This window comes from Desulfopila sp. IMCC35008, assembly GCF_010646885.2.
Taxonomy (GTDB): domain Bacteria; phylum Desulfobacterota; class Desulfobulbia; order Desulfobulbales; family Desulfocapsaceae; genus Desulfopila.
On sequence record NZ_CP050700.1, the window covers coordinates 2,809,165 to 2,821,206 of the forward strand.

Genomic DNA, 12,042 nt, shown 5'->3' on the forward strand with positions numbered 1-12,042 from the left:
AAAAGAATTTCTTGAAGGAACTTATCCCGGCTTTTTTCCCATTTACCGGGGTTAGTAGCTTCTTATTGAATCAACATGACCATGTGCTTGATCATGACTTCTTATGAAGAATTGCATCGTGGATAGATAGTTGTGAATAAATTATTTTTCGTAAGCTTATTTGCAGTCCTGCCTGGTTAAAGTACGAGCCTACTCCGGTACCAGCGGCAAGCAACAGAGCTGTCCTAGCTGGTTTAATGGCGAAGTTGGTATCAAAATAACTGAACCATGAATTAAACTAGCAAGATGCGACCATACAGCACTGAATAGTGCCATATTAGGACGCCCAGTTTAAAAAAGTGGTTTTGATTTCTGTCGATTGGCTCAGGCGATATAGCTGAAGGGCACAAAAAACTGATAGTTTGCGCAAAGACAAAAAGGTGAGGATAAAAGGCTTTCAATTATCAAAAAATCGAAAGGCCACTTCACAATCCGACAAAGTTAGCATAACACTAAAAATAGGTTGAATAAATGTATTTCGGTAATTATTTGGTACTTAAAAATATAGATATAGACCTAATCTATTGAATACGTACTTAATATCGAACTTGACAGTCAAGTCAGCTACCCCCTCCTAATTTCCTCTATACAGGGCTTTCCATTCGCAAGAGATTCCCCCCCCTGGCAAGAACGGTTGAGAGTTTAACTCAAAAATTAATACTTTCTGATAAGGTAGATTTGCCTACTCCCTTGAAATTGTTCAGAAATGGAGTAACTGCAGAATGTAGCTTACCAAAGACAAGGTAATTTGAGCAACAGAGTCTTGAACTTAACATTGCCAAAAGCGAAGGTGAGCAGTTCAGCCTTTCCCTCTAGCTTTAGGTGCTTCCTGTTTCCTCCAGAATCCTCTTACAACCAGCAAGCTCTTTTTACCGGACAGGCGCACCGCCACCTTCACAGGAATATCCCTAAATTGCAGATTTGCTTAAATGGTTAACCTTGCCAATTCTACTCTCTGAGGCCGTGATGTCGTGTAATCCTGTAACATCTCATGGATTATCTAAAGTCATAGACTGCATTTTTCCTGTTAGGGATTTGAAAAAGCAGAACTTCCCGGATTCAGTTGGCCCTCAACTTCGAGTCCTGCTGCAATTGCGAGAGGTGTTCTTTGGTAATATCGATTCTTAAAATGCTCTAGTTATGAACAATTCCATTGAAATAGTTCTCGCTACATCACTGCCGCGCAAACCGGAGTGCAACGCCGTGGTCAACTCCTGAATCAGTTCTAAAAGACGCTTGTGCTGGGCATCAATCGCCGGAATACCGATGCGATACTCATTTGACCATTTCATGCAATTTACCAGTGTAATTGTATTTACCTGCCGTATTCAACTCCTCGTTTTCGCCAGAATCATTGTAGCAGAATTGATAAACATACCTCCAGTCATTTCATAGTCAATGAGAGAAGTCCACGGGGCCGCAGGGTATGATTATTTCAGAACCTGGCCTCTTATTTTGGCCAAGCATGAACACAGATATCTTTTTGAATATTCTGTTTATTGGTTCAAGTTTATGTTAAAATTAATCTTTGATTCCTTTCCTGATAGCATGTCAACGATGTCGAGGTAAAAGTGCCGTGGCCACGAAGAAAAAACAAACTCCCAAACCCCAGAACAAGAGGCCAAATCATAGGCAGGTTGACAACAACAAATCACCTGAGGAAAAAGTAGAAAAGCCTGGGAAAAGCCCCGTCAACTTTCCCATAGTGGGAATAGGCGCATCGGCAGGAGGGCTGGCGGCCTTCGAAGCCTTTTTTTCAGGAATGCCGGCCGATCGTGATCCCGGTATGGCCTTTGTTCTGGTCCAGCATCTTGCTCCGGACCATAAGTCCATTCTTTCCGATCTCATAAGGCGCTACACCCGTATGAACGTCTTCGATGTCGAGGATGGGGTGATGGTAAAGCCGAACTGCGCCTACATCATACCCCCTGGTCGCGATATGGCCTTTATGGGAGGAACACTGCAATTATTGGAACCTTCAGCACCGCGAGGCCAGCGCTTGCCCATTGATTTCTTTTTTCGCTCACTCGCTCTGGATCAGCGTGAGCACGCTATCGGCATTATTCTCTCAGGCACCGGCAGTGACGGCACCCTGGGGGTTCGTGCAATAAAGGGCGAAGGGGGAATGGTCATGGTCCAATCTCCTGCTTCCACTGAGTTTGATGGCATGCCGCGTAGCGCAATTGATACTGGTCTGGTGGATTACGAACTGCAGCCAAAAGCGATGGCCGCCCAACTCATTGCCTACGTCGAGCAATCCTTCGGCATGAGCTCGCCCTTTGGCCAGATCTCGACAGCCAAGGCTGACAAAGCTCTCAAGAAAATTTTTATCCTCCTGCGGGCCGGGACCGGCCATGATTTCTCCCAATACAAAACGAATACGGTTAATCGTCGTATAGAACGACGTATGGCCGTCCAGCAAATTGAGACCATTGATCATTACATTCTCTTTCTTCGGCAAACACCAACGGAGGTTGAGGCACTTTTTCGTGATCTGTTGATTGGTGTGACAAACTTCTTCCGCGACCCGGAAGCGTTTCACTCGCTTGAAGAACACGTCATTCCAGGTCTTTTTGCGGATAAGCCTGAAGGTTCGACGATCCGTGTATGGGCGCCAGGTTGTTCTACCGGCGAGGAGGCCTATTCTCTGGCTATTCTCATCCAGGAGCACCTTGAATCGTTGAAACAGAGCTATCCCGTGCAACTATTTGCCACCGACATCGACAGCCATGCTATTGCTTTTGCCCGTGCAGGTATCTATCCGGCAAGTATTGCCGCAGATGTATCACCGGAACGACTCAATCGTTTTTTTACTGCCGAACCGGACGGCAGTGGGTACCGGATCAACAAAGCTATCCGGGACATGCTGGTCTTTTCTGAACAGAATGTGATTCAAGATCCACCATTTTCCAAACTCGATCTGCTCAGCTGCAGAAATTTCCTGATCTATATTAATGGCGACCTGCAGAAGAAGCTCATCCCTTTGTTCCATTATGCACTAAAGCCAAATGGAGTGCTCTTTCTCGGCACCTCTGAGACCATTGGAGACTTTGACGGGTTGTTCTCCACCATCGACAGGAAAGCAAAGCTCTACAAGCGTAATGATGACCTTGGGAGATACCACCATACAAGGACGGCAACCTTTTTTCCCCCAACGACAACAGTGAGGGAGATGGTCCCTCAAGGTGTTGCGAAATCCGCCAGCCCAGAAAGATTCCCCCTGCGCCACCTTACCGAACAGACAATCCTGCAACAGGTTGCACCGGTCGCTATCCTCGTCAATATAAAGGGTGACATAGCCTATCTGCATGGACGCACAGGCATGTATCTCGAGTTGCCCCCCGGTGAGATTGGTACAAATATTCTGAAAATGGCCCGCAAGGGACTCGGTCCCTCATTGATCTCAGCCTTGCAAAAAGCCGCCGTGAACAAAAGCGCCGTGCGACATTCCGGACTTCAGGTGAAGACAAACGGTGATTTTACCAGCGTCAATCTCACTGTCCACCCGGTATTGCAAGAATCAATGACAGAGAACGAACCAGCACTCTTCCTTGTCATTTTGGAAGAAGCCTCTCTCTTTGAGCAAAAACAAACAGGCCCAGGTTCGGCGTCTACTGCTGCCGAGAGCTCAGATTCGCCTCACGCCTCTACAGGGGGGTGCCCGAAAACTGCAACTGACATCCAGAAACTCAGTCAGGAGCTTCGCATCAAGGATGAATACCTGCAGAGTACTATTGAGGAATTGGACACTTCCAATGAAGAACTCAAATCCTCAAATGAAGAGATGCAGTCGGTTAACGAGGAGCTGCAATCAACAAATGAGGAGCTTGAGACATCAAAAGAAGAATTGCAATCGGTCAATGAGGAGTTGGCAACGGTCAATGCAGAATTGCAGACCAAGGTTGCAGATCTCTCCCAGGCGAACAACGATATGAACAATCTGCTGGCTGGTACCGGTATCGCGACGGTCTTTGTTGATCTTCAGCAACGTGTTCTTCGCTTCACGCCGTTCACGACGAAAATCATTAATTTTATCAAAAGTGATGTGGGGCGGCCAGTGGGGCATATTGTCTCCAAACTCGTGGACTACAATAACCTTGTCAATGACATTCAAACCGTGCTGGATACTCTCATCCCAATAGAGCTTGATGCCCAGACCGGCGAAGGCAAGTGGTACAGGGTGCGTATCCAGCCGTACCGGACGCTCTATAATGTCATCGAAGGAGCAGTCATCACCTTTGTCGATATCACGGAGAGCAAAAATAATCAGGATGCAATTGCCAAGGTGAATACCCTGAGCCGCCTGGCTGCAGTAGTAAACGATACCAGCGACGCCATGACAGTACAGGATCTCGATGGTGCCATCCTTGCCTGGAATCCTTCGGCGGAACGGATGTACGGCTGGAGTGAGGCCGAAGCCATGACGATGAATGCTCGAGACTTTATTCCCGAAGAACTGCGAGAAGAAGCGATTGCCAGAGTGAGACAGCTGAGCAGAGCTGCCATTCTGGAACCGTACCGTACAGAACGGGTCTGTAAAAATGGTGAAATCGCTGCAGTCTCGATAATTTCGACTGCTTTAATAGATACGACCGGCCAGATCTATGCGATTGCGACAACAGAGCGACTCGCTAAATAAGCAGGATATGATTAAGAGGTCTGACCTTGACGACTCAAGATACGAAGCTCCCAACAGATCCAGAACAAGCTAATGCCCAGTTGCGCCAAAGAGCTGAAGAGGCTCTCCGGAAAAACGCAGACGTTTCACCCAAACAGCTAGAGAGGATGACACCCGAAGAAATCCAGCGGAAGCTTCACGATTTACAGGTTCATCAGCTAGAGCTTGAAATGCAGAACGTTGAACTCCGACGAGCACAGGCTGAATTAAATGCTGCGCGAAACCGCTATTTCGAACTCTATGATCTGGCTCCGGTCGGTTATTGCACACTGAGTGAGGCCGGATTGATTCTGGAGGCTAATCTGTCTGTTGCCGCTCTCTTAGGGGTGAGCAAAGGTACCTTGCAGAAACAGCCAATCAGTCGCTATATCCTTCCAGAAGATCAGGACATCTACTATCTTCACCGTAAGCAGCTCTTTGAGACCGGTGCGCCACAAATGTGTGAACTGCGGATCGTGAACACTTCCGGAGTTCCATGCTGGGTTCGATTAAATACCAACTTAGCCGAGGATGAGACTGGTGCACCGGCATGCCGAGTCGTGCTGAGCGATATCACTGAACGAAAGGAGGTAGAGGAAGAGAAAGCCAAGGTTGATGCCCAGTTTCAACAGGCCCAGAAGATGGAGTCAATTGGCAGACTGGCAGGTGGTGTGGCACATGATTTCAATAACAAGCTGACAATCATTCTCGGATTTGCTGAAATCGTCATGGAGAAAATCGACCAGTCTGATTCAATCTACGCTGACATGAAAGAAATTCACGATGCGGCCCAACACTCTGCAATTCTGACCAGACAGCTCCTCGCCTTTGCCCGTAAGCAAATGGCGGTGCCCAAGGTCCTTGATTTAAATGATACCGTGACGGGAATGCTGAACATGCTTGTACGGCTGATCGGTGAAAATATCAATCTCTCCTGGTTGCCTCAAACTGGTCTCTGGCCTGTGAAAATAGACCCATCACAACTCGAGCAGATCCTTGTTAATCTTTGTGTGAATGCACGTGACGCTATTGCAAGCGTTGGCAAAATCACAATTACATCAGAGAATGTTGTCATGGACGATGCATATTGTGACTCTTTACCGGGAAGTATCCCCGGCGAATATGTTCTGATGACTGTCAGCGACAACGGCTGTGGAATGAACAAGGAGACTCTAGAGAAAATTTTCGAACCTTTCTTCACTACCAAAGAGGTTGATCTAGGTACAGGGCTTGGTCTCGCCACTGTCTATGGGGTGGTCAAGCAGAATAATGGTTTTGTTTATGCCGAAAGTGATGGACTGGAGTCGGGAACATCCATCAAGATTTTCCTCCCGAGGCACGGGGAAACAGTGTCGGAAATACAGGAAGGAAGCCTCCTGGAGCGGACACAACAAGGTTGCGGGACCATATTACTGGTGGAAGACGAGGAGAAAATCCTGCAAATGATCGCGAAGATGCTCCAAAGCTTAGGGTTTGTCGTTCTCACTGCAAACAGTCCATCCGAGGCTATTAATATAGCACGAGATTTCAGTGGAAGAATCAATCTGATCATGACAGATATGATCATGCCCGAGATGAATGGAAGGGATCTTGCGGAGAGGATTCTCTCTTTTTCTCCACAGCTCAAATTTCTGTTTATGTCCGGATACTCGTCAACTCATCTTTCTCAGCAAGGCAAAATTGAACCAAATATTCACTTTATGCAGAAACCCTTCACGAGAAATGAGTTGGACAGTAAGGTCCGCCGGGCGCTTAAAAGTTAACTCACATGAGATTGTTTCGACTTGATCTGGAGCAGGGAGTTTCAGAGCGGAAATATGTGCTGGTTTATGTATGGTACCCTTTACAATGGCACTTGCGACTCTACCTACACTGAGAAGATAGAAAACTGTCGATCGTGTATCATTTTCAATTCACTTATTCAGCACGACAACTAGTCACAACCAATCGTCAGCAAACAGCAGTTGGTGATGTGAAAGTTGCGATTTAATTAGTGACTACTCAAATTAAAGGGAGGTGTGGTATTCCCGATAACCAAGAATTGCCTTATTCGGTATTGTGATGCGTTTCGCTCACCAAAGATATGCTCGACCAACCTAATCCATTGTTTGCGACATTAAACTTGACCTTCTCCTGAAAGGATGGAATAGCGTTTGTCACTGGAATAGTTCATGAATGGAGCTAATGAAGACTGTAGCTTATCCAAAGACAGGGTAATTACAAAAAGTTTTCATTGAGGTTAACAATACTAGCCTCTGCCATTGTGATATCATGCGTCCCTGTAACCTCTCATGGACAAGGTCAAATATGAAATTGTTTTTTGTTGTTAGGCATTTATGAAAGCATAACTTCCTGGACAGTAGTAGTGTTAACTAGAAACACAACTTCAAAATACTTATCTTCGATGTGGCTATATTAATGCGCTGGCCCAGAGTTGAAAAGCTTGCCGTTGGCGAAGGTGTCATGCGGATTCTTATCCTTCATCCAGCACTTTCCTTACAAGAACGGCAAGATCCTTTTTAGCCAGAGGCTTCATCGCAAACCCTTTTATTCCATATATTCTCGCCTTTTCTTCCGAAACCTGATTGCTGAAACCTGTGCAGAGAATGATCGGCAGATCTGGGCGTATCTGCAATATGCGTCGTGCCAGGTCACTTCCAGTCATACCAGGCATTGTCTGGTCGGTGATGACCAAATCAAAGCGGTCCGGCTGATCTTGTATGGTTTTTAGGGCCTCGATGCTGTTTGTCTCCACGGTTACTCTATAACCGAGTCGCTCAAGCATAGTTTTTCCCATTTCGGCCAGCATTTCCTCATCATCAATAAAGAGAATACGTTCAACACCAGTTTGGATTAACTCAAAAGATGTTCTTTCAGCGATTGATGGCGCCGCAACTGCATGGACAGGTAGATATACATTAAAAATTGTCCCTTCACCCGGTGAACTTTTACAGGAAACAAAGCCACCAGATTTCTTTGCTATGCCATGGATAATGGCGAGACCCATCCCTGTTCCTTGGCCTACCTCTTTTGTAGTGAAGAATGGATCAAAAATTTTATCCATGATTTCAGGTGCTATTCCTGGGCCTGAATCTCCGACAGAGATTTCAACAAAATGTCCAGGCTGCACGTACGGTTCACTGACCAAGTCGACCGGGGTGAATTCTCTGTTTTTAAGAGAAATGTTGAGAGTGCCACCTGTTTCTTCCATGGCGTGAAAAGCATTGGTGCCAAGATTAGTTATTACTTGATGAATCTGAATTGGATCTGCGAGAACCAGTCCCACCTCAGGGGCGATTTCTTGCTGGATGTCAATAGTCCTGGGTAGTGATGCACGAAGCATTTTCATTGCTTCTTTTACAATTAAAGCTGGCTGCACAACTCTTTCTTCGGACTCTGCTTGGCGACTAAAGGCTAGAATTTGCTTGACCAGCTCTTTTGCCCTGTGGCTCGCTTCGACGACTCGATCGATATCGTTTCTCATCGCCGATCCTGCTGGGCAACCCTCCTGAACCATTTCTGCGTATCCAAGGATTGCACCAAGAATGTTATTAAAATCATGGGCGATTCCACCAGCAAGTGTGCCAATGGACTCCATTTTTTGAGACTGTCGCAGCTGTTCTTCCAATCGTCTCTGTTCAGAAATGTCCCGTAAAAGGTTGATTGTCGCAGGTCGACCCTCCCATATCGTCAGGGCAGCACTGATCTGGACCCACAATTCGTAACCCGATTTATTAATGATCCTAAACTCATAATTTCCCGGAGGGTTTTCTCCATTGAGTCTCTGCCGGTGTCTCTGGACAACCATTTTTCTATCTTCAGGATGAATTAAATTAGTAAACGGAAACGTTGCCAATTCCTCCTCAGTGTATCCCAAGATTGCATACGTTTTAGGATTTGGGAATTTAATGGTTTCATCCTGGGCTATAAATATCATCTCATTTGCAGTTTCAACCAAAAGGCGATATTTTTCTTCACTCTCTGAAAGATTTTTTTCTGTCCTCTGACGTTCTTTAATTTCCTGCTCAAGTTGGATATTGGCAAGACTGATTCTAGAAATATAGGTGGCAAGTTTAGTTAAAAAACTCATCAAATGATTTATAGTTTCACGGCTGTACTGCGGTATTTTTTTAAATGCCTCTAAATAGGCTTTCTTGTCAAATCCATATTTTTCAGCCTGTTTTACAAATTGTTTTTCATCAATATGCTCATCATCATAAAAAAATTGTCCGGTAAATATATTCCCAAGGTGTTTGGTCCCGACATAGAGAGGAGTAACAACATCATTTAGACCATTTTTACATTTGTAGTCTCTATATTCTCCTGCTTTGAGATTCTTTGCTAAGAAGAGATCACTTTCAGTACAATTGTGGCTTGTTTGAGGATTCTTTCTATGAAATTTGGTACAGATATCCTGCCATCCGGTCGCTTCGATTACTTTGCCATTGAGATCAAGGATGGCTGTCGCCATACCCGTCAGAGAGCAAAAATCATCCATGATTGACTGTATTTCATCAACACCAATCAAAGAACCAAGATCAATTACTTGTAAAGGATCTTGGCGAATTGTATTTGAGTGAATTATTCCTGCCGACCCTTCACTGTTTTTAGTTGAGGAAACTTTTTCTACATGGGCTTGAATCTTTTCGGCTTCCAGCTCTTTAACTCTTTGTAGTAATTCTTCATAGGTTGGTCTATCAGCCATTAGAATTGGTCCCTAATAAAAAAATGCTAATTTTTGCGTATCACACTGGTATCATAATTTTTCCCATTGTGATACACACATTATGTAGCGCGTCGTGAGGTTTGCAACCATTTTCTATAAGGTTTGAACCCCTACATCTCGGAAATGGAGTTTTTTTTTACTCCTACAGATCGGGACCTTAACAGGAAGAAGGTAAAGCTGAAACATTAGTAGAATATTAATACCTTCGAGATTGCAATATTAACGATAAGATCATTGCCGAACAGAGAATCAACTTTTGCAACAAGAATGAAGCTTGTGCCCTTTGAGAACAATGTGAAGCTATTGGTTGGACAAATACCTTGGATTTCAATCCTCTTTATCCGGATAATGTTTCTCCAAACACGTTTCACAAATACCATGGCTGAATTGAGCTTCTGAATGTTCAGTAATATATTTCTCAAGTTGGTTCCAATACCCCTTGTCATCGCGAATACCTTTACAATGCATACAAATTGGAATTATTCCTTGTAATGTTTTAATTTCATTTGTTGCCTCCTTCAATTCCTTTTGAGTTTGTCGGATTTCTGTTATGTCAATTGCGTAATGTAGATATATGTTTTTCTCTACTGGCACCCACCAAGTGTCCCAAATGGTTCCATCAATTTCCACCTCTTTGCGTTCGGGTTTACCAGACTCCATTGCTTCATCTGCCAGACAAAAATCACATTTGATTTTGTTGTCCCTTTTTCGCTCTGGATTATTTCCTATGAGTTGTATATGTTCTTCAGGAATAAAACTTCGGTGTGCAAAGTCATCCCAACATTGACAATCAATTTGCGCTCCCCCTTCCATAGCAAATTTATTGGCAGATAAGACGGTCCTTGTTTTCACATCAATCAGCATTGCCCAGTGCGGTAAACTATCAAGAATTATCTGATTTAATTTGTTAATTTCATACATTATAATTTCTTACCTTGTGGAGGCTTTAACTAAAACAACATTATTTAATGCCGACTTTCATGTCACGTAATTGGAATCAATCTACAGTAAAAGATGCTGTTGAATAAGTTTTGAGGCCAGAACAGTATCGAGCGGTGATTGTATATCACTATGGGATTTATTGATTCATCAAACAGCAAGCGATAACGCTCTTCACTACGTTTTAGCTGTTCCTCAATCTTTTTTTCTTCGGTGATGTTACGAAAAATACAGTGGGTCTGGAGAAAGTCGCCTTCTGCGTTTTTCCCTATCTTACCGTTGAAAGACACAAGTATATAGGTGCCATTCTTTCTTGCTATTTCGAATTCGACACCGAGTACCTCTCCAACAGCCTTAAATCGTGGAAAATTCTTTTTAAAGTGATCTCTCCATTCGGGGTGGAGGAAATCACCAAAAGATTTTCCGATCACCTCCTCCCGTGAATAGCCCAGAAGGTCCAACCATGCCTTGTTGACCTCAAGGAAATTCCCATTCCTGTCAAGTGACTGATAGCCTAGAGGAGCTTTTTCATAGAAAAATTTAAACCATGTCCGATCTTTTTCCAATTCGTTACTGACAGTTTCCTGTTCAACTAGTGTTTTTTCCAGCTTTTGAACCCTGATCTCTAGCTCCTCGTAACTTGGTTTGTTTTGCACGTTTATTTCCATTTTTGTGCTATTAGGAATACAAAAATAATATCTCGCTACCTGAACCATGAATTAAACTAGCTAGATGTGACCATACAGTACAATATGGTGTCATATAGGGAGGCCAAGTATGAAAAAGTATTGCTTTTATTCGTGCCGATTAAAATAACTTAGGCACAAAAAACTGAAAGGCAGCGCAAAGCACAAAGGGTGAGTGATAAAAGGCTTTCAATTATCAGAGAATCGAAAGAGCATTTCACGATTTGGAGATGCTACAATAACATAAATTCCAGGTTAAACAAATGTATTTCCGTTATTATATTGCATTTTATTGTATAATAAATAAAGATAAGTTTCTGATATCGATCTCAAAAATTTTAACTCACCTGCAAGTTGAACTTGCTCCTGAGAATGTAGGACCTGTTAACCGCAAAGAACTGGTCAGAAATGGAGTAACTCCAAACCGAAGATATCCAAAGACAAGGTAATTTGAGCAACAGAGTCTTGAACTTAACATTGCCAAAAGCGAAGGTGAGCAGTTCAGCCTTTCCCTCTAGCTTTAGGTGCTTCCTGTTTCCTCCAGAATCCTCTTACAACCAGCAAGCTCTTTTTACCGGACAGGCGCACCGCCACCTTCACAGGAATATCCCTAAATTGCAGATTTGCTTAAATGGTTGACCTTGCCAATGCGAGTCTCTGCCAATGTGATATTGTGCGTTCTAGTAACATCTCATGGAGAAGCTTTAACTTCTAGATTACTTGCTTTTTGTTAGGTTTTATGAAGAGCGTAACTTCCTAGATACAATAAACACCTTCTACCGATACCTTGCCGAATTTTGCTACAGGTTCAACAGGCGCTTCGACCTTCGGCAGATGATTTCACGCTTTGGCGACGTAGCCGTTAGAACTCAGCCGGTTACGTCGCGGAAATTGAAACTGGCTGAGTTTCATTGGTAATAAGGTAAATTAATATTTCCACGCCAACTGATAAAAAACTCTGGGCGATGGCCTCTCAGTAAAACCAACTTCGCGTT

Annotated in this window: 7 protein-coding genes and 1 pseudogene; 4 read left to right on the top strand and 4 right to left on the bottom strand. The window is 44.0% G+C overall.

What is annotated here, in order from left to right; translation table 11 throughout:
- Window positions 1–1,163 precede the first annotated feature (1,163 nt).
- Complete coding sequence (locus tag GA520_RS12370; RefSeq protein WP_163339794.1) at window positions 1,164–1,331, bottom strand: hypothetical protein; 168 nt, start codon at window positions 1,329–1,331, stop codon at window positions 1,164–1,166.
- 284 nt (window positions 1,332–1,615) lie between these two features.
- On the opposite strand from GA520_RS12370, the gene GA520_RS12375 reads away from it, so the two are divergent.
- The 3 genes from GA520_RS12375 (at window position 1,616) to GA520_RS27175 (ending at window position 6,633) form a co-directional block, all read left to right on the top strand.
- Window positions 1,616–4,678 carry a chemotaxis protein CheB gene (locus tag GA520_RS12375; protein ID WP_163339793.1) on the top strand — a complete coding sequence of 1,021 codons (3,063 nt, stop codon included), beginning with the start codon at window positions 1,616–1,618 and terminating at the stop codon, window positions 4,676–4,678.
- A 26-nt stretch (window positions 4,679–4,704) separates the two neighbouring features.
- Complete coding sequence (locus GA520_RS12380; protein WP_163339792.1) at window positions 4,705–6,459, top strand: PAS domain-containing sensor histidine kinase; 1,755 nt, start codon at window positions 4,705–4,707, stop codon at window positions 6,457–6,459.
- 66 nt (window positions 6,460–6,525) lie between these two features.
- Window positions 6,526–6,633 carry a hypothetical protein gene (locus GA520_RS27175; RefSeq protein WP_370362797.1) on the top strand — a complete coding sequence of 36 codons (108 nt, stop codon included), beginning with the start codon at window positions 6,526–6,528 and terminating at the stop codon, window positions 6,631–6,633.
- Between the two features lie 536 nt (window positions 6,634–7,169).
- Here the strand turns inward: GA520_RS27175 and GA520_RS12385 are convergent.
- The 3 genes from GA520_RS12385 to GA520_RS12395 form a co-directional block, all read right to left on the bottom strand.
- Window positions 7,170–9,401, bottom strand: coding sequence for a PocR ligand-binding domain-containing protein (locus GA520_RS12385; RefSeq protein WP_163339791.1), 2,232 nt, complete (start codon window positions 9,399–9,401; stop codon window positions 7,170–7,172).
- Window positions 9,402–9,749: 348 nt separating this feature from the next.
- Window positions 9,750–10,343 (bottom strand): hypothetical protein, encoded by a 594-nt coding sequence (locus GA520_RS12390; protein ID WP_163339790.1) that lies wholly within the window; start codon window positions 10,341–10,343, stop codon window positions 9,750–9,752.
- Between the two features lie 62 nt (window positions 10,344–10,405).
- Window positions 10,406–11,017, bottom strand: a complete 612-nt coding sequence (locus GA520_RS12395) for a PAS domain S-box protein (protein ID WP_163339789.1) — start codon at window positions 11,015–11,017, stop codon at window positions 10,406–10,408.
- 810 nt (window positions 11,018–11,827) lie between these two features.
- Between GA520_RS12395 and GA520_RS12400 the strand changes: the two are divergent.
- Window positions 11,828–11,965, top strand: a pseudogene (locus GA520_RS12400) (IS1595 family transposase); the annotation flags it as partial.
- Between the last annotated feature and the right edge of the window lie 77 nt (window positions 11,966–12,042).

Excerpts from the sequence above, each read along its gene's own strand:
- GA520_RS12370 (WP_163339794.1), bottom strand. The coding sequence starts at position 1,331 with ATGAAATGGTCAAATGAGTATCGCATCGGTATTCCGGCGATTGATGCC.
- GA520_RS27175 (WP_370362797.1), top strand. The coding sequence starts at position 6,526 with ATGTATGGTACCCTTTACAATGGCACTTGCGACTCTACCTACACTGAG.
- GA520_RS12385 (WP_163339791.1), bottom strand. The coding sequence starts at position 9,401 with ATGGCTGATAGACCAACCTATGAAGAATTACTACAAAGAGTTAAAGAG.
- GA520_RS12390 (WP_163339790.1), bottom strand. The coding sequence starts at position 10,343 with ATGTATGAAATTAACAAATTAAATCAGATAATTCTTGATAGTTTACCG.